This window comes from Nonomuraea fuscirosea (assembly GCF_003001935.1).
Classification (GTDB): Bacteria; Actinomycetota; Actinomycetes; order Streptosporangiales; family Streptosporangiaceae; genus Nonomuraea; species Nonomuraea fuscirosea.
Genome location: NZ_PVNG01000028.1, coordinates 86,041 through 103,767, shown reverse-complemented (window position 1 = coordinate 103,767; position 17,727 = coordinate 86,041). Strand labels below are relative to the sequence as shown.

Here is a 17,727-nt window from a genome sequence, read left to right as displayed (position 1 = left end):
TCAGGGCAGCTCGGCGAAGCGTTCGACCTGCTCGGTCCGCCCCGAGACCAGGACGATGTCGCCGTAGGTCAGCTCCGTGTCGGCCGTCGCGTACGTGAAGTCCTCGCCGGGCGGCTTCACCGCCACGATCGTGACGCCGTACTTGCGGCGCAGGTTGGAGCGGCCCAGCGGCACCCCCACGTACTCCTTCGGCGGGCGGGTCTTGGCCAGGGCGAAGCTCTCGTCCACCTGCATGTAGTCGAGCAGCCGCCCGCTGACCAGGTGGGCCACCCGCTCGCCCATGTCGTGCTCGGGGAAGACGACGTGGTGGGCGCCGATGCGGCTCAGGATGCGGCCGTGCTGGGTGCTGATCGCCTTGGCCCAGATGTCGTTGATCTCCAGCTCGGCCAGCAGCGACGTGGTCAGGATGCTGGCCTCGATGTCGCTGCCGACGGCCACGACCGCCTGGTAGAAGTCGGGGACGCCGAGCTGGCGCAGCGCCTCCATGTCGGTGGCGTCGGCGGTGGCGATCTGGGTGATGTGACCGGCCAGGCTCTGCGTGATCTTCGGCCGGTGGTCGATGGCCAGGACCTCGGTGCCGCGCCGGGTGAGCTCCAGGGCCAGCGACGTGCCGAACCGGCCCAGCCCGATGACGACCACCGGGTCGCCCTTGTACTCAACCAACGATGACTCGCTCCTCGGGTAGTTCGTAGTGTCGTGCGCGCGTGTTGAGGGCCAGCGCGGAGCCCAGCGTGAGCGGGCCGATCCGGCCGATGAACATGAGCACGACCAGCAGCAGGTGGCCGGCCGTGCCGAGGCTCGCGGTGATGCCGGTGGTCATGCCGGCCGTGCCGAACGCGGAGATCACCTCGAAGAGCACCACGTCGAGGCCGTGCGGGGTGAGGGCGAGCAGCAGGTAGGTGGCCAGGCCCACGAGCGCCACGCCCAGCGTCGTGATGGTGACGGCCTGGCGCTGGGTGGTGTCCGGCAGCCTGCGGCGGCCGACGTTGACCCGGCTCTCGCCGCGCATCTCCGCCCACACGACGAAGGCCAGCAGCCCGATCGTGGTCACCTTGATGCCGCCCGCTGTGCCCGCGCTGCCGCCGCCGATGAACATCAGCAGGTCGGTGGCCAGCCAGCTCGACGGGTACAGCTGCGTGATGTCGAGGGTGTTGAACCCGGCCGAGCGTGGCATGACGGCGGTGAAGAACGCCGCCAGCACCTTGCCCGGATCGTCGAGCCGTCCGAGCGTCCCCGGGTTGCTCCACTCGGTGGCCAGGAAGACCCCGGTGCCGAGCAGCAGCAGGGCCAGGCTCGTGCCCAGCGTGATCCTGGTCAGCACGGACCACGTGCGCGGCCGCCGCCAGGCGCGGGCCAGCTCGAACACGACGGGGAAGCCGAGCCCGCCGACGATGCAGGCGAACGCGACGGTCAGGCAGATCCACGGGTCCGCGACGAACCGGACCAGGCTGTCCGGCCAGAGCGCGAAGCCGGCGTTGTTGAACGCGCTGACCGCGTGGAAGGCGCCCAGGTAGAGGGCGCGGCCGAACGGCTCGCCGTACCCGATGAGGAAGCGCGCGGCCAGGACGGCGGCGGCGACGCTCTCGCACAGCAGGCTGAACAGCACCACCTTGCGCACGACCCGGCGCACGTCGCCCATGCTCAGCGCCTTGGTCTCGGCCTGGGCCGCGATCCTGGCCCGCAGTCCTAACCGGCCCGACACGAGCAGGGTGAACAGGGTGGCCAGCGTCATGATGCCGAGACCGCCCACCTGGACCAGCCCGGCGATCACCACCTCGCCGAACGCCGACCAGTGCGTCTCGGTGTCGACGACGGCCAGCCCGGTCACGCACACGGCCGAGGTCGAGGTGAACAGCGCGGCCATCCAGCCGGCCGGCTCGCCGGACGCGGTCGCGACCGGCAGCGTGAGCAGGAGCGTGCCGGCCGCGATGACCAGGCCGAACCCGGCCACGACGACCTGGGCCGGGTGCTGGAAGCGGAAGCTGAACGGCAGGCGCACGCTCACCACCGCGCCGTCCGGCGGCTGCGGCCCCGGCGCCGGCTTCGGCAACGGCCACACATTGTGAACGCCTCCCCAGGCAGCGGACCGGCAGTCGATGCCGACCGTACTTCCCGGCGTGCCGCGCACTACCGTAACAGGCCCCGCCGCCACCAGCGCACCTACGCCTCCTTGACGGAGAAACGACGGATCCCTACGGGAAACATACGCGCCCCGAGCTGGGGCGTTCACTTGAGCGGGTCGTGGCCCCAGTTCATCAGCGAGTAGCGCCAGTGGGTGTCCTTCACGTCGCCGGAGGGGCGCTGGGCCAGGTGCCGATGCACGTAGCCGATCACCTTGCGCATGTGGGCGTAGTCCTCTTCGGTCCGGTCGGACGCCTTCCCCTGCAGCAGCTTGACGATCTTGCGGCCGGACTCGTGGCCCACGGACTCGCCGCCGCCGTCCTTCTGGCCGACGGACTTCGACTCGTCCGTGTCCAGCCAGCGTTCGATCTCCTTCGCGGTCATGTTCACGACCTCGCCGAACTCGGCCGCGACCGCCTCGCCGTCGTCGCTCACTTGCCGCCCTTCCGCAGGGCGGACGGCTTGTGCACGGCCTTCTTGCCGCTCTTCTCGCTGCGCACGACGTACTGGGGGTCGTCGGGCGAGGCGGCGACCTCGCGGCCCGCCTCGTGCTGCCGCTCGGTCAGCTTCTTCTCGACCTTGCCCTTGGCGGTGGAGCCATGGCTGCGCCAGGTGACCTCGTCGCCCGGCTTCGGCTCCTTCTTCTTCGTCATGCCGACCCGGGCTACCCGGCGCCCCGCCCCGTAGCCGCCACCTGCCGTTTCTTTACGCTTCACCGCCGTCGGCGGCGTACGCCGCTCAGCTGAGCGCGCCGAAGAACGCGCGCAGCTCCGCGACCAGCACCTCCGGCGTCTCCAGGGCCGCGAAGTGGCCGCCGTGCCCGAACTCCGTCCAGCGCACCACGTTGTGCTGCCGTTCGGCCAGCGGCCGCACCGAGAAGTCCGTCGGGAACACCGCCACGGCCGTCGGCACGCTCCCGCGCTCGACCGGCCGCCACATGCCCGGATCGGTGAAACGCTCGAAGTACGTGTGCGCCGACGAACCCGCCGTCCCCGTGAACCAGTAGACGCTCACGTCGGCCAGGATCCGATCCCGGTCCACGGCGTCCTCGGGCAGCTCGGCGGCCTTGTCCGTCCAGTCCTTGAACTTCTCCACGATCCAGGCCAGTTGCCCGGCGGGGGAGTCGTGCAGCGCGGCGGCGAGGGTCTGCGGGCGGGTGCCCTGCAGCCGCATGTACGCGCCGAGCCGCTCCTGCCACTCCTCCATCCCGGCCAGCCGGGCCCGCTCGGTCTCGGTCAGCGCGCCCATCACCGCCGGGTCGCCGGTGGGGAAGGTCAGCAGCGCGTTGACGTGCACGCCGATGACGTGGTCCGGCGCGGCCCGCCCGATCAGCGGCGCGATGAAGGCCGAGACGTCGCCGCCCTGGACGCCGTACCGGTCGTAGCCCAGCCGGTCCATCAGCGTGGCCAGAGCGGCGGCCGTGCGGCCGTCGGTCCAGCCGGTGCCGGGCAGCGGCCCGGAGAAGCCGTAGCCGGGCAGCGACGGGATCACCAGGTGGAAGGCGGGCGCGGCGGCGTCACCGCCGTGCGCGGCCGGGTCGGTGAGCGGGCCGATCAGGTCGAGGAACTCGATCACGCCGCCCGGCCAGCCGTGCAGGAGCAGCAGCGGGGTGGCGTCCGGCACGGCCGAGCGCACGTGCAGGAAGTGCACGTCCGCGCCGTCGACGGTGGTGACGAACTGCGGGTACGCGTTCAGCGCCGCCTCCTGGGCGCGCCAGTCGAAGCCGTCGGCCCAGTACGCGGCCAGGTCGTGCAGGTAGCTCGCGGGCACGCCGCGCTCCCAGCCGGCGCCGGGCAGGTCGGGAGCCCAGCGGGTGCGCCGGAGCCGGTCGCGCAGGTCGTCCAGCTCCGCCTGCGGGATCTCGATGCGGTACGGGCGGATCTGGGAGGTGCTGTCGCTCTTCGTCATGTCATCGACGATAGAAACGATTGGTGTCAGCTTCTGGCACCGATTCGACGGCGGAATCGTGGTCCCGCCAAAGGCCGTCGGGGTCGCGGTCTTGCACCGATGCCACGGAATCGGTGTCAGCCTCTGGCATCGATGCCAGGGCAGAATCGGGAGCATGCTGGAGACCTCCGCGCGGCTGCTGCGCCTGCTGTCCCTGCTGCAGTCGCGTACGGACTGGACCGGCGCCGAGCTGGCCGGCCGGCTCCAGGTCGGGCTGCGTACCGTGCGGCGCGACATCGACCGGCTGCGCGAGCTCGGCTACCCCGTGGACGCCACCCCCGGCGTGGCCGGCGGCTACCGGCTTGGGCCCGGCGCCGCGCTGCCGCCGCTGCTGCTCGACGACGAGGAGGCGGTCGCCGTGGCCATCAGCCTGCGCACGGCCGCCACCGGCAGCGTCGCGGGCCTGGAGGAGGGCGCGCTGCGGGCGCTGGCCAAGCTGCGGCAGGTGCTGCCGTCGCGGCTGCGGCACCGGGTGAGCGCCTTCCAGGCCGCCACCGTGCCGCTGGCGGGAGCCGCCGCGCCCGCCGTCGGCGCCGACCTCCTGGCGGACCTGGCCGCCGCCTGCCGCGACCGGCGCCGGCAGCGGCTGCGCTACCGGGGTCGCGACGGGGTCACGGAGCGGGAGGTGGAGCCGCACCGGCTCGTGCACACGCCGTGGCGCTGGTACCTGCTCGCCTGGGACACCGGCAAGGACGACTGGCGCACGTTCCGGGTGGACCGGATCGAGGGGCCGCTGAGCCTGCCCGGAGCCCGGTTCACGCCCCGGCCGCTGCCGCAGGACGACGTGGCCGCGTACGTGTCGCGCTCCATCACCTCCGCCCCCTACCGCTACCAGGCCCGCATCCTCTTCCACGCGCCCCTGGCGGCGGTCGCGCCGCGCACCTCGCCCGGGGCGGGCCGGCTGGAGGCCGTGGACGCGCACACGTGCCGGTTCCTGGCCGGCTCCGACTCGCTCGACGACCTGGCCGTCTACGTCGCGACGAAGGGCTTCGACTTCGAGGTCCTGGAGCCGCCGGAGCTGGTGCCGGTGCTCCGCGCCCTCTCCGACCGCCTCAGCCGCGCCGCCGGACCGGAGGAACGGTGAGGCGGCCTAGCGGGGGTGCCCAGTGAGGCGGTCGAAAGAGGCGTCTCAGTGAGGCGATGCGGTGGGGTCGCCGCCCGGAGAAATGACACGAAGTCGTGGCCCGTTTTGTGGGACGGTGAGGGTCATGTCCGACGAGCTCCCCCTGCCCATGACCGTGGCCGAGGCGATCGCCGCCGAGCGATCCGGCCGGCGTCTCAAGTACCTCTGCTTCTGGGGTCACCGGCCCGCCCGCGACGGAGGCGTCGGGGCCGGCTGCCTGAGTCAGTGGTGGCCGGTGACCTTCACCGAGGACGGGCACACGTTCGCCTCGGCCGAGCACTACATGATGGCGCACAAGGCCTGGCTGTTCGGGGACGAGGCGACCGCGGCCGCGATCCTGGCCGCCGGCAGCCCGGGCGAGGCCAAGGCGCTCGGCCGCGGCGTACGGGGCTTCGACGAGGCGGTGTGGGAGGACCGGCGCTTCGCCATCGTGGTGCGCGGGAACGCGGCCAAGTTCGGGCAGCACCCGCAGCTGGCCGCCTACCTGCTCGGGACGGCCGGCCGTGTCCTGGTGGAGTCCAGCCCGCTGGACCGGGTGTGGGGGATCGGCCTGGCCGCCACCGACGAACGCGCCACCACGCCGTCCGCCTGGAAGGGCCTCAACCTCCTCGGCTTCGCCCTCATGGCCACCCGCACCGCCCTCACCGCCGACCACGCCCGCTGACCCCCGCGTGACCGGGCCGGTCGTCAGGACGGGAAGCGCAGGTGGGCCGGGGGGACGTGGTCGGTCAGCCACACGCCGTTCGCGCTGCGCCGGAACGTGTGCCCGTCCCTGTGCATGTCACCCGCGGCCACCACCAGCACCACGGGAACGCCGCGCCGTGCCCCCACCCGGATGGCCGTCTCCCGGTCGGGCGACAGGTGCACGTGGTGCCGGCTCATCGGACGCAGCCCCTCCGCCCTGATCGCCGGCAGGAAGCGGCCGACGGTGCCGTGGTAGAGCACCTCGGGCGGCTCGACGGCGGGCAGCCCGAGGTCCACCGGCACCGAGTGCCCCTGACTGGCTCTGATGCGGCCGCCCTCGATCGTGTAGCGCCGCTTGTCGTTGGCCGCGACGACCTCCCGCAGCTCCTCCGGCGTGATCGCGAAGCCGTGCTCGGTGGCGGCGCGCAGCAGCTCGTCCACCTCCGCCCAGCCGCCCTCGTCGAGGGTGAGGCCGATGCGCCGCGGATCGTGCCGCAGGTGCCTGGCGAGATATTTGGAGATGCGGATCATGCGCGGTTCGTCCATCACCGGCCATGCTGCCGTGCCGGAGACGACCCCGCCAACCGGATAACCGGAGAACCCGCCGCCGGGTCCGGTCAGGCGTCGAGGGCCGAGGCGAGGCGGCGGGCGAGGCCGGTGTTGCGGCGGTGGCCGAGGCGGTGCACCGCCAGCTCCAGCGCCTCGCGCTGCCCCACCAGCACCACCCACGCCTTGGCCCGCGTCACCAGCGTGTAGAGCAGCTTGCGGCGCAGCATGACGCCGCCGGACTCGGCCACGATCGGCGCCACCACGAACGGGTATTCGCTGCCCTGCGACCGGTGCACGCTGATCGCGTAGGCGTGGGTCAGGTCGTCGAGCTCGTCGAAGGAGTAGCTCACGCTCTCGCCGTCGTCGGTGCGGAGCTCGACCACGCGCTCCTCGCGCACCACGGCCGTCACCGTGGCGGTCTCGCCGTTGAAGACGCCCTTGTCGTAGTTGTTGCGGATCGGCATGACCCGGTCGCCCACCCGGAACACCGAGGACCCCGACCAGTGCTCGGGCTTGTCGTCGGCGGCCGGGTTGAGCTGGTCCTGGATGAGCCGGCCGAGCGCGGTGGCGCCGGTGTCGCCCTTGCGCATCGGGCACAGCACCTGCACCTGCCCCGGATCGACGTTCTGCTTGCGCGGGATCGCCACCATCGCCAGGTGCGCCACCCGCCGCGCCACCTGCTCGGGGTCGTCGAGCTCCTCGAACCAGAACCCGCCCCCGCCCGGGGTCGAAGGCAGCCGGCCGGTCCTGATGCGGTGGGCGGCGTCGATGATGCCGCTGCCGCCCGCCTGCCGGAAGACGTGGGTGAGCTGGACCCGGGGCAGCGCCGGCACCCGCAGCAGGTCGGCCAGGACGTCGCCCGGGCCGATGCTGGGCAGCTGGTCGCTGTCACCGATGAGGAGCAGATGGCTGCCGGGCCGGACGGCGGCGGTCAGCCGGGTGGCGAGGTGCAGGTCGAGCATGGACGCCTCGTCGACCACGATCAGGTCGGCCTGCGCGGGCAGCTCGTCGAAGAGCGTCTCGGGGTCGGGGTCGGGCTGCTGGGCGAGCATGCGGTGCACGGTCATCGCGGGCAGCCCGGTCAGCTCCGACAGCCGCTTGGCGGCCTTGCCCGTGGGAGCGGTGAGCGTCACCGTGCCGCCCGCCGCGCGCACGGTGGTCGCGATGGACTTGACCGTGTGGCTCTTGCCGCAGCCAGGACCGCCGGTGATGATCGAGACGGTGCTGGTCAGGGCCATGGTGAGGGCGGCCCGCTGGTCCTCGTGCAGGCCCGGGTCCTCGCGGTAGGAGCGCAGCGGCAGCGTCGAGCGGGCCTCCATGAGCGCGGTGAGCTGGGCGGTGAGCGCCACCTCGCGGCTGTGCACGTGTTTCAGGTACGCCACCACCTGGCCGGGCTGGTCCGGGGCCGCCTCCACGACCAGCCGCCGCTCGGCCGCCAGCGCGTCGACCATCGGCCGCACCAGCTCCTGGTCCTGCTCGATCAGCTCGGCCGCCTCCCTGACCAGCGTGGCGACCGGGACGAAGCAGTGGCCGTCGCGGCTGCCGGCCGCCTCCAGCCGGTCGAGCAGCGCCGCCTTGACCCGCTGCGGGCTGCGTTCGGGCACCCCGGCCTGCAGGGCGATCCGGTCGGCGACCCGGAAGGCGACGCCCCTGACCCGCCCGATGAGCCGGTAGGGGTCGGTGGTCAGGACCTCGTCGGCGTCCTGCCCGAACACCTGGTAGATCTTGGCCGCGAGCAGCGGGCTGACGCCGAGCCCCTGCAACGTCACCATCAGCGCGGCGATGGCCTTCTGCTCCTGCCACGCCTCGACGATCTGCCCCTGCCGCAGCGGCCCGATGTTGACCACCTCGGTGAGCCGCTCGGGCTCGCCGTCGATGACCTTGAGCGTGGCCTCGCCGAAATGGTCGACGATCGCGTACGCCAGCCTGGGCCCGATGCCCCTGATCAGCCCCGAGCCCAGGTAGATGCGGATGGCCCGGACCGACGACGGCGTCACCCGCTCGCACCCGGTGACCGCGAACCGCCGCCCGAACCGCGCGTGCCTGCTCCAGTCGCCGAACAGCCGCAGCGTCTCGCCCGGCTGCACCCCGGCCAGCGCCCGCCCGGTGGCCACGAAGTCGGGCTCGCCGTCGGCGCTCATGCGCGCGACGGTGTATTCGTCGTCACGGACGTAGACGAGCTGCTCGACGGACGCCTCCACACGGGAGATCCAACCATTCGCGACCGACAAACGGCGCAACCGGCCGCGGGAACATCGCTGGCGGCGAACGGCTCACCCGGCGGCGAACGGCTCACCCGGTGGCCGGACCGCTCACCCGGCGGCGGACGGCTCACCCCGCCGTCGGGAACATCTCCGGCTCGTCGTCCTCGGCGAGGGCGCGCAGGCATTCGCGGGCCAGTTGCAGCTCCTCGCGTACCTGCACCACCAGGACGGGCACGCCGCCGTCGCTGACCGGCCCGTCGTCGGAACGGTTGCCCAGCACCGGCGGGAGCACGCCGAGCAGCCCCAGCCGCCGGCACACCGCCTCGCGCACCTCGGGCTGGTTCCAGCCGATCTCCCCGGTGAACACCAGCGCGTCGATCCGCCCGAGCGAGGTGGCCGCGGCGGCGATCTCCCGGCTCGCCCGGTGGGCGAAGACCCGCAGCGCCAGCCCGGCCGCCTCGTCGCCGTCCCGCTCGGCGGCCACCAGCTCGCGGGTGTCCCCCGAGCGCCCGTCCGACAGCCCGAGCAGCCCCGAGTGGCGTTCCAGGCCGTCGGCCAGCTCCTCGGCCGTGAGCCCGCCGTAGCGCAGCAGCCAGAGCAGCATCCCGGGATCCACGCTGCCCGAGCGCTTGCTCATGGGCAGGCCCTCCAGCGGCGTGAACCCCATCGAGGTGTCCAGGCTGCGCCCGCCCGACAGCGCGCACACCGAGCAGCCGCCGCCCAGATGCGTCAGCACCAGGTCCAGTTCGGCCACCGGGCGGCCGAGCAGCTCGGCCACCCGGTCGGCGGCCCAGGCGTAGGAGAGCCCGTGGAAGCCGTACCGGCGCAGGCCGTGCCGCTCTCGCCACTCGCGCGGCAGCGGGTAGACGGCGGCCTCCTCCGGCAGCCCGGCGTGGAAGGCCGTGTCGGGACAGATCACCTGCGGCACCGCGGGCAGCTGCTCGCGGGCCGCCTCGATCAGCGCCAGCGCCGGCGGCAGGTGCAGCGGCGCCAGGCCGGTCAGGCCGCGCAGCGCGCGCACCGTCTCGTCGTCGGCGACCACGGGAGCGGGGACGACGTCGCCGCCGTGCACCACCCGGTGCGCCACCGCCCTGACGTCGCGGTCGAAGTGCCCGCCGAGGAAGTCCGACAGCTTCTCCCCGGCCGAGCCGGGGTCGACGGCGCGCTCGGAGCGGGCGCTGTCGATCACGCACCCGCCCTGTACGAGATCGAGGCGCAGGCTCGACGACCCGGCGTTGACGGTGAGCACCGCCGCCGACTCCGTCACCTGCTCGTCCATGGCCAGGACCATGCCCGCCCGGCTACCCCCGACCGCCCCAGCAAAACGGGCATCTTTGGACGAACGGTCACATGTTTTGCCGCACTCATGGGTTGTCTCGTCGTCAGGTCGGGTAGTCGAGCGCCATGGAGATCACCCTGCGGGTGAACGGCGTGCCGCGCAAGGCGGACGTGGACCCGCGAATGTCGCTGCTCGACCTGCTCCGCGAACGACTCGGCCTCATCGGCGCCAAGAAGGGCTGCGACCACGGCCAGTGCGGCGCCTGCACGGTGCTGATCGACGGCCGCCGGGCCAACTCCTGCCTGGCGCTGGCCGTGGCGGTGGACGACCGCGACATCACCACCGTCGAAGGGCTGGCCGACGGCGACGAGCTGCACCCGCTGCAGGCGGCCTTCATCGAGCACGACGCCTTCCAGTGCGGCTACTGCACGCCGGGCCAGCTCTGCTCGGCCGAGGGGATGCTGGGAGAGCCGGGCCCGAGCGCGATCACCGAGGACCTCCTGACCGACCCGGGGCTGACGCCCGACGAGATCAGGGAACGCATGAGCGGCAACCTGTGCCGGTGCGGCGCGTACGTCAACATCGTCACCGCGATCGGCGAGGTGGCCCGGTGAAGCCCTTCGAGTACGCCCGCGCCGCCAGCCCCGCCGAGGCCGTGCGCGGCTTCGCCCCCGGCACCATGTACCTGGGCGGCGGCACCAACCTCGTGGACCTGATGAAGCTGGGCGTCGCCGAGCCGGAACGGCTGCTCGACGTCAGCCGCCTGCCGCTCGACGCGATCGAGCAGACGGACGGCGACCGCGTCCGCGTCGGCGCCACCGTGCGCAACACCGACCTGGCGGCCCACCCCGTCATCAGGAGCCGCTACCCGATGCTGGCCAGGGCGGTGCTGGCGGGGGCCTCCGGCCAGGTGCGCAACGTCGCGACCGTCGGCGGCAACCTGCTCCAGCGCACCCGCTGCACCTACTTCCAGGACGTCAGCAGGCCGTGCAACAAGCGCCGCCCCGGCTCCGGCTGCCCCGCCATCGAGGGCGACCACGCCGGCCTGGCCGTGCTCGGCGCGTCCGACGCCTGCGTGGCCACCCACCCCTCCGACATGGCCGTCGCCCTGGCCGCGCTCGGCGCGGACGTCCACGTCACCGGGCCCGGCGGCGACCGGATCATCCCCATGCCCGGCCTGCACCGGCTGCCCGGCGACGAGCCCGAGCGCGACACCGTGCTCGAACCCGGTGACCTGATCACCGCGGTGGAGCTGCCGCCGCCGCCCCCGGGCGCCTCGCACTACCGGAAGGTGCGCGAGCGGTCGTCGTTCGCGTTCGCGCTGGTGTCCGTCGCCGCCGTGCTCGACGTGCGCGACGGCGCCGTGGCCGGCTGCCGGATCGCGCTCGGCGGCGTGGCGCACGTGCCGTGGCGGGCCGAGCGCGCGGAACAGGCCCTCATCGGCGGCCCGGCGACCGGGGAGGCGTTCCTCCAGGCCGCCGAGACCGAGCTGGAGCAGGCGGGCCCGCTGCCGCGCAACGCCTACAAGGTGCCGCTGGCCCGCAACCTGATCGTCGCCACGCTGGAGGAGCTCGCACCGTGAACCGCATCGAGGGCCGCGTCAAGGTCACGGGGCTGGCCACGTACGCGGCCGAATACCCGGCCGAGGGCGTCGCCTACGCCTGCGCCGTCCAGTCCCGGATCGCCAAGGGCCGGATCAAGCGCGTCGACGGCGGGCCCGCGCTGGAATCGCCCGGCGTGCTGGCCGTGCTGTCCTGCGAGGACCCGCCGCGCATGTCCGAGGACGCCGATCCTGAGCTGGCCCTGTTCCAGCACCGCGAGGTCGCCTACCGCGGGCAGATCGTCGCGGCCGTCGTCGCCGACACCTACGAGAACGCCCGCGCCGCCGCCGCGGCCGTCCGCGTCGACTACGACCCCGACGACCACGACGTCACCCTGAGCGCCGACCATCCCGGCCTCTACAAGCCCGACGTCGTCAACCCGGGCTTCCCCACCGACACGGGCAAGGGCGACGTCGAGGCGGGCCTGGCCGCGGCCGCGACCACCGTCGAGGTCACCTACGAGACGCCCGTCCTGCACAACAACCCGATGGAGCCGCACGCCGCGCTGGCCTACTGGGACGCGGAGGGCAGGTTGCTGGTGTACGACACCGCGCAGGGCACCTCGACCAGCCGCGACATGATCGCCACGGCCCTGGGCCTGCCACCGGACCGGGTCCGCGTGGTCTCCAGGCACGTGGGCGGCGGGTTCGGCTCGAAGGGCACCACCCGGCCGCAGGCGGTGCTGGCCGCGCTGGCCGCCAGGGTGGTGGGCCGCCCGGTCAAGATCGCGCTCACCCGGCAGCAGATGTTCGACGTCACCGGCTACCGCACGCCCACCATCCAGCGGCTGCGGCTCGGCGCGGACGCCCAGGGCCGGCTCACGGCGCTGGAGCACGTGGCGTACGAGCAGAGCTCCACCCTGATCGAGTTCGCCGAGCAGACCACCGTGCCCGGGCGGGTCATGTACGCCACCCCCGCGCTGCGCACCGCGCACCGGCTGGTCCGGCTGGACGTGGCCACGCCGTCGTGGATGCGCGCCCCGGGGGAGTGCCCCGGCATGTACGCGCTGGAGTCGGCCATGGACGAGCTGGCCTACGCGGCCGGCCTGGACCCGGTCGAGCTGCGGATCGTCAACGACGCGGAGACCGAGCCCGGCACCGGCCTGCCGTTCAGCTCCCGCGACCTGGTCGGCTGCCTGCGCGAGGGCGCCCGCCGGTTCGGCTGGGAGCGCCGCGACCCGGCGCCGGGGATCAGGCGCGAGGGGGAGTGGCTGGTCGGGACCGGCGTGGCCGCCTCCACGTACCCGGCCAGGCGCAGCCCGTGCCAGGCCGTGGCGACCGTCCGGGACGGCGACTTCCTCGTCCAGGTGGCCGCCGCCGACATCGGCACCGGCGCGCGCACGGCGCTGACCAGGATCGCCGCGGACACGCTGGAGGTGTCGCCGGAGCGGGTGCACGTCGAGCTGGGCGACAGCGACCTGCCGCGGGCGCCGGTGGCGGGCGGGTCCATGGGCACGGCCTCGTGGGGCTCGGCCGTCGTGCGCGCCTGCGAGGAGCTGAAGCGCGACGGCAAGGAGGGCCGGGCCGACACCACCGAGGAGATCAAGGGCGACGCCGAGCTGGCCAGGCACGCCTTCGGCGCGCAGTTCGCCGAGGTGCGGGTCAGCTCGGTGACCGGCGAGATCCGCGTCGCGCGCCTGCTCGGCGTCTTCGCCGCCGGGCGGATCGTGGATCCGACGCTGGCCAGGTCGCAGTTCATCGGCGGGATGACGATGGGCCTGGGCATGGCGCTGATGGAGGAGACGCTCACCGACGCGGAGTTCGGCGGCTTCCTGCACCGCGACCTGGCCCAGTACCACGTCCCCGTCTGCGCCGACGTGCGGGACGTGGAGGCGGTCTGGCTGGACGAGCGCGACGGCGAGCTCAACCCGATGGGCAGCAAGGGCATCGGCGAGATCGGCATCGTCGGGACGGCCGCCGCGATCGGCAACGCCGTCTTCCATGCCACCGGCCACCGGGTGCGCGAGCTTCCGATCACTCCGGCGAAGGTTCTCATGCCGAGGTTTTAGCCCTCTTTGGCAGAGAAGAGGAAGTCTCTCGTGGAAGGCGGGAGGCGGCGTTGAAGAACGAGTCGGATCAGGAGCGCGCGGATCGTAATTTCGTCGAGCTGCTCCAGGGCGCCAGGGTCGCGGTCACCGGTGTGCAGGTGCTGTTCGCGTTCCTGCTCACCGTGCCCTTCTCCACCGGGTTCGCCCGGATGGACCAGGCCGACCGGTGGCTCTACTTCGCGGCGCTGCTCAGCGCCGCGGTCGCGTCGATCTGCTACATCGCGCCGACGGCGCAGCACCGCGTGCTGTTCCGGCAGGGGCGCAAGGAGACGCTGGTACGCCGGTCCAACCTGTACGGCATCGCCGGGGCGCTCGCGCTGATGGTGTCGATGACCACGTCGACCATGTTCGTCATCGACTACCTGTTCGAGGCGACGCTGGCCTGGGTCACCGCGGGGCTGCTGGCCGCGTTCGCGCTGTGGACGTGGTTCGGCCAGGCCGCCCTGGACCGGCAGGACGGCTCCGGCGACGGGCCCGCGGGCGACGCCCCCGACGACGAGGGCCGGTCCGAGGACGCCGGTTCGCTCGACCGGCGGGGCTGACCCCGCCCGGGGCTCAGTCCGCGGCCGGCAGCTCGGTGTCGTCGTCGGACGACTCCCGCGAGTAGGCCGCCCGCCCGATCATGTACGCCGCCACCGGCACGGTGACCACCTGGGAGATCGCGACCAGCAGCAGCGGCCCGGCGGTCGACCAGGTGGGCCGGTGCAGCCACATGGCCAGCAGCACCAGCAGCACGCCGAGCACCTGTGGCTTGGTGCCGGCGTGCATGCGGTTCAGCGTGTTGTGGAAGCGCACCAGGCCGACCCCGGCCGACAGTGCCAGCAGCGCGCCCGCCAGCAGGCAGGCCGCCGCGGCCACGTCCAGCGCGCTCATCGCGTCATCACCGTGACATTCACCGTGACCTTCACCGGACCTTCACCGGGACCTTCACCGGGACACTCATCGGGACCTCCCCGCGAAGAATCTGGCCAGCGACACCGACCCGACGAACCCCAGCAGCGACAGCACCAGCAGGATCGGCAGGTCCGAGTAGTCATCCCTGGCCACCGCGAACGCCCCGACGCCGCACATCGACAGCGACGTGAACACGTCCAGGGACACCGCCCGGTCCAGCATCGAGGGCCCGCGCGCCACCCGGTAGAGCGAGGCCGCCGCCCCGGCCCCCAGCAGGACGAGCGTCACCGCGTACACCGACGTCATTCCAGCTCCTTCCGGTCCCTCCGGGTGCCGAACGCGGCCACGACGCGTGACTCCAGCCGGGTCACGTCCGCCCGCACGGCGTCCGCGACGTCGCCGGGACGCCCCAGCACGTGCAGCATCAGCGCCCTCGGGTAGGCCTCCAGCACCAGGCTGCCGGGCACGGTCGACAGCGCCACCATGATGATCACCGTCATGGCCTCGGACGACGTGCGCAGCGGCACCAGCACCAGCTGCGCCGGCGGCCGGCCGGGATGCGCCACCCAGAACACCACCCGCACGGTCGAGATCACCATGTCCCAGCCGAACCAGAGCAGGAACCGCACCAGCCCCACCGGATGGATCCGGATGCCCGGATCGAGGACAGGCAGCGGCAGCAGCCACGTCACCACCAGCCCGGTCACCACCCCGCCCAGCACGTTGCCGGCCGACAGGTCGCCCCACAACGTCACCCACACCAGCGCCAGCCAGGCCACCAGCGCCAGCGGCACCCGCCGCCCGAAGAGCCGCACCGTCGTCAGAACCCGCCGCTTCACGGACGCCTCCCCCCAACCCGCCGCTTCACGAACGCCTCCCCGCGACCCGCCGCCTCACGGGTGCCTCCCCAGAACCGCCGAGATGTACGGCTCGCGCGCCATCAGCTCCGCCGCCGCCCGCTGCGCCAGCGCCGACAGCGGCCCGGCCAGCACCGTGAACGACAGCCCCAGCGTGACCAGCGCCGCCACCGACAGCGGCAGCGCGGCGGGCATCGCGGTCGTGGTCACCACCGGGTCCTCGCCGGTGCCCTCCTCGCTCTCCACGACCCGGCCCATGCGGTCGGCCCGGGGGCCGCGCCAGAACGCCTTGCCCCACACCTTCGCGACCGCGTACAGCGTGAGCAGGCTCGTCACCAGGCCGGCCGCCACCAGCGTGACCGGCAGCCACCCGCCGTCGGCCAGCCCCGCCTGCACCAGCATGAGCTTGCCCAGGAAGCCCGACATCGGCGGGATGCCCGACAGGTTCATCGCCGGGACGAAGAACAGCACGGCGATCAGCGGCGCCGCCCGCATCAGCCCGCCCAGCCGGGTTACCGACGTGGTGCCGGTGCGCCGCTCGACCATCCCCACCACCAGGAACAGGCTCGTCTGCACGGTGATGTGGTGCACCACGTAGAAGACGGCCCCGGCCAGCCCGGCCACCGTGGACAGGGCGACGCCGAACACCATGTAGCCGATGTGGCTGACCAGCGTGAAGGAGAGCATCCGTTTCATGTCGGTCTGCGCCACCGCGCCCAGCACCCCGGTCAGCATGGTCGCCAGCGCCACCCACATCAGCAGCGTCGAGACCGGCCCACTGGGGAACAGCAGCGCCTCCAGCCGGATGATCGAGTACACGCCGACCTTGGTGAGCAGCCCGGCGAACACGGCCGTGGCCGGGGCGGGCGCGGTCGGGTAGGAGTCGGGCAGCCACGCCGACATGGGGAAGATCGCCGCCTTGATCGCGAACGCCAGCAGCAGCGTCAGCTCCACCATCAGCTTCACCTGCTCGGGCAGCGTGGCGAAGCGCTCGGCGAGCTGCGCCATCGACAGCGTCCCCGTGGCGCCGTAGGTGATGGCCAGCGCGATCAGGAACAACATCGACGAGGCCAGCGCCATGAGCGTGTACGTGGCCCCCGCCCGGATCCTGGCCTCGGTGCCGCCGAAGGTGAGCAGCACGTACGAACCGCTCAGCAGCAGCTCGAACGCCACGAACAGGTTGAACAGGTCCCCCGACAGGAACGCGTCCGCCACCCCCGCCACCATCACCAGGAACGCCGGATGGAAGATCGCCATCGGCGCGTCGTGCTCCTGCTCGTCGTAGGAGTTGGCCACCGAGTACGCCATCACGCACAGCGTCACCGCCGACGACACCACCAGCACCAGCGTGGAGAGCCGGTCGGCGACCAGGCAGATCCCGACCGGGGCCGCCCAGCCGCCCAGGTCGGTCACCAGCGGGCCGCTCGTGTCGGCCGCGACCAGCAGCAGCACCGAGACGGCGAGCGAGAGGCCGAGCGTGACGAGGCTGATGAGCGACTGCAGCCGGCGCAGCCGCCCGCCGATCGCCAGCTTCACCCCCGCCGCCAGCAGCGGCAGCAGCACGGGCACGCAGACCAGGCTGGAAAGGGGCACCGGACCGTCCATGGGTCAGTCGTCGCCCTCCAGTTCGGGGTCCTGCGCGAGCGCCTGCCGCTCCCGCTCCTCCCTGATGGCCGTCCGCATCTGCTTGCGCGCCTCCTTCTGGCGCGCCTTGAGCTGCTTGAACAGCTCCTTCTCCCGGCCCGCCTGCCGGGCCCGCCTGCGCTCGTACTCCTCGCGCAGCTGCTCGATGCGTTCCAGGTTCGACAGGGCGCCCGTGTCGTCGCGCAGCCCGGCCTCCTCCAGGCGCAGCTGCAGCTCCTCCTCCGGCAGGCCCTGCTCGCGCAGCCGGGTGGCCCACTGTTCGAGCTCGTTGTGCACCCGGGAGATGCGCCGCTCCAGGTCGGCCTCCTCCAGCCGCTCCCGCTCGGCCTGCTCGGCCTCCAGGTTCGCCAGCTCGGCCCGCTGCTCGACGACCAGCCGCCGGTAGGCGTCGCGCCGCGCGCGGACGGCGTCGCCCAGCTCGCCGCGCCTGAGGCGCAGCCGCACCCAGCGGTCCTCGGTGTCGTCCTGGACCTCGTCGCTGCCGGTGAGCTGCCAGGAGCGGTGCACCATGGCCAGCAGGAACGCGGTCACGCCCAGCGTGATCACGATGGCGGTGAGCACCATGGCCTGCGGCAGCGGATCGGCCATGCCGGGCCGGCCGACGAAGGGCGGGCCGCCCGCGTCGCCGCCCGAGGTGACGATGAGCAGGTTGACCCCGTTGCCCAGCACGATGACGCCGGCCAGGACGCGGACCAGGCTCCGTTCCAGCAGCAGCGTCACCCCGACGGTGATCATGACGCAGCAGGCGGCGAAGGGCAGCAGCGAGACGCTGTTCAC

19 protein-coding genes are annotated in these 17,727 nt (G+C 73.0%); 6 read left to right on the top strand and 13 right to left on the bottom strand.

The features are described 5' to 3' along the window. The 5 genes from B0I32_RS47410 to B0I32_RS47390 all read right to left on the bottom strand — a co-directional run bounded on the left by B0I32_RS47410 (position 1) and on the right by B0I32_RS47390 (position 4,029). Entirely contained in the window at positions 1 to 663 is a 663-nt protein-coding gene (locus tag B0I32_RS47410) for a potassium channel family protein (RefSeq protein ID WP_181308564.1), read from the bottom strand. Next, positions 656 to 2,005, bottom strand: a complete 1,350-nt coding sequence (locus B0I32_RS47405) for a TrkH family potassium uptake protein (protein WP_106251078.1) — start codon at positions 2,003 to 2,005, stop codon at positions 656 to 658. Before B0I32_RS47405 ends, B0I32_RS47410 begins: the two co-directional genes overlap by 8 nt. A 221-nt stretch (positions 2,006 to 2,226) precedes the next feature. After that, on the bottom strand, positions 2,227 to 2,556 hold the full coding sequence (locus B0I32_RS47400) for a DUF3140 domain-containing protein (protein ID WP_106250981.1): 330 nt from the start codon (positions 2,554 to 2,556) through the stop codon (positions 2,227 to 2,229). Further along, positions 2,553 to 2,774, bottom strand: coding sequence for a hypervirulence associated TUDOR domain-containing protein (locus B0I32_RS47395; RefSeq protein ID WP_106250979.1), 222 nt, complete (start codon positions 2,772 to 2,774; stop codon positions 2,553 to 2,555). Before B0I32_RS47395 ends, B0I32_RS47400 begins: the two co-directional genes overlap by 4 nt. A gap of 85 nt (positions 2,775 to 2,859) precedes the next feature. Beyond that, complete coding sequence (locus tag B0I32_RS47390) at positions 2,860 to 4,029, bottom strand: epoxide hydrolase family protein (protein WP_106250977.1); 1,170 nt, start codon at positions 4,027 to 4,029, stop codon at positions 2,860 to 2,862. A gap of 154 nt (positions 4,030 to 4,183) precedes the next feature. Here B0I32_RS47390 and B0I32_RS47385 point away from each other — a divergent pair, with 154 nt between their 5' ends. Together B0I32_RS47385 and B0I32_RS47380 are read left to right on the top strand one after the other, a co-directional pair. After that, complete coding sequence (locus B0I32_RS47385; protein WP_106250975.1) at positions 4,184 to 5,152, top strand: helix-turn-helix transcriptional regulator; 969 nt, start codon at positions 4,184 to 4,186, stop codon at positions 5,150 to 5,152. Between the two features lie 124 nt (positions 5,153 to 5,276). After that, positions 5,277 to 5,855, top strand: coding sequence for a riboflavin biosynthesis intermediates N-glycosidase (locus tag B0I32_RS47380; protein ID WP_106250973.1), 579 nt, complete (start codon positions 5,277 to 5,279; stop codon positions 5,853 to 5,855). Positions 5,856 to 5,878: 23 nt separating this feature from the next. Here the strand turns inward: B0I32_RS47380 and B0I32_RS47375 are convergent, their stop codons facing one another. From B0I32_RS47375 to B0I32_RS47365, 3 genes are all read right to left on the bottom strand, one after another. Further along, on the bottom strand, positions 5,879 to 6,421 hold the full coding sequence (locus B0I32_RS47375) for an RNA 2'-phosphotransferase (protein ID WP_106250972.1): 543 nt from the start codon (positions 6,419 to 6,421) through the stop codon (positions 5,879 to 5,881). 71 nt (positions 6,422 to 6,492) lie between these two features. After that, on the bottom strand, positions 6,493 to 8,625 hold the full coding sequence (recD2, locus tag B0I32_RS47370; RefSeq protein ID WP_106250970.1) for an SF1B family DNA helicase RecD2: 2,133 nt from the start codon (positions 8,623 to 8,625) through the stop codon (positions 6,493 to 6,495). Positions 8,626 to 8,755: 130 nt separating this feature from the next. Continuing rightward, a complete protein-coding gene (locus B0I32_RS47365) occupies positions 8,756 to 9,907 on the bottom strand; it encodes an acetate/propionate family kinase (protein ID WP_245956599.1) in 1,152 nt (383 codons plus the stop codon). Positions 9,908 to 10,032: 125 nt separating this feature from the next. Here B0I32_RS47365 and B0I32_RS47360 point away from each other — a divergent pair, with 125 nt between their 5' ends. Genes B0I32_RS47360 through B0I32_RS47345 form a run of 4 tightly spaced genes read left to right on the top strand, consistent with a single transcriptional unit; the run spans position 10,033 to position 14,097 of the window. After that, on the top strand, positions 10,033 to 10,521 hold the full coding sequence (locus B0I32_RS47360; RefSeq protein ID WP_106250967.1) for a (2Fe-2S)-binding protein: 489 nt from the start codon (positions 10,033 to 10,035) through the stop codon (positions 10,519 to 10,521). Further along, positions 10,518 to 11,489 (top strand): FAD binding domain-containing protein, encoded by a 972-nt coding sequence (locus B0I32_RS47355; RefSeq protein ID WP_106250965.1) that lies wholly within the window; start codon positions 10,518 to 10,520, stop codon positions 11,487 to 11,489. The genes B0I32_RS47360 and B0I32_RS47355 overlap by 4 nt, the downstream gene beginning before the upstream one ends. Beyond that, complete coding sequence (locus tag B0I32_RS47350; protein WP_106250964.1) at positions 11,486 to 13,516, top strand: xanthine dehydrogenase family protein molybdopterin-binding subunit; 2,031 nt, start codon at positions 11,486 to 11,488, stop codon at positions 13,514 to 13,516. The genes B0I32_RS47355 and B0I32_RS47350 overlap by 4 nt, the downstream gene beginning before the upstream one ends. A 50-nt stretch (positions 13,517 to 13,566) precedes the next feature. Further along, a complete protein-coding gene (locus B0I32_RS47345) occupies positions 13,567 to 14,097 on the top strand; it encodes a DUF6328 family protein (RefSeq protein ID WP_219912373.1) in 531 nt (176 codons plus the stop codon). 13 nt (positions 14,098 to 14,110) lie between these two features. Here the strand turns inward: B0I32_RS47345 and mnhG are convergent, their stop codons facing one another. The 5 genes from mnhG to B0I32_RS47320 all read right to left on the bottom strand — a co-directional run bounded on the left by mnhG (position 14,111) and on the right by B0I32_RS47320 (position 17,727). Then, the gene (gene mnhG, locus B0I32_RS47340; RefSeq protein ID WP_106250962.1) at positions 14,111 to 14,428 is read right to left on the bottom strand and encodes a monovalent cation/H(+) antiporter subunit G; all 318 of its coding nucleotides are present in this window, start codon (positions 14,426 to 14,428) and stop codon (positions 14,111 to 14,113) included. Positions 14,429 to 14,494: 66 nt separating this feature from the next. Beyond that, complete coding sequence (locus B0I32_RS47335) at positions 14,495 to 14,755, bottom strand: MrpF/PhaF family protein (RefSeq protein ID WP_106250961.1); 261 nt, start codon at positions 14,753 to 14,755, stop codon at positions 14,495 to 14,497. After that, positions 14,752 to 15,288 (bottom strand): Na+/H+ antiporter subunit E, encoded by a 537-nt coding sequence (locus B0I32_RS47330; protein ID WP_245956594.1) that lies wholly within the window; start codon positions 15,286 to 15,288, stop codon positions 14,752 to 14,754. The genes B0I32_RS47335 and B0I32_RS47330 overlap by 4 nt, the downstream gene beginning before the upstream one ends. Before the next feature lie 54 nt (positions 15,289 to 15,342). Continuing rightward, positions 15,343 to 16,899 carry a Na+/H+ antiporter subunit D gene (locus B0I32_RS47325; RefSeq protein ID WP_245956593.1) on the bottom strand — a complete coding sequence of 519 codons (1,557 nt, stop codon included), beginning with the start codon at positions 16,897 to 16,899 and terminating at the stop codon, positions 15,343 to 15,345. A gap of 15 nt (positions 16,900 to 16,914) precedes the next feature. Beyond that, positions 16,915 to 17,727 (bottom strand): Na(+)/H(+) antiporter subunit C, encoded by an 813-nt coding sequence (locus tag B0I32_RS47320; protein WP_245956592.1) that lies wholly within the window; start codon positions 17,725 to 17,727, stop codon positions 16,915 to 16,917.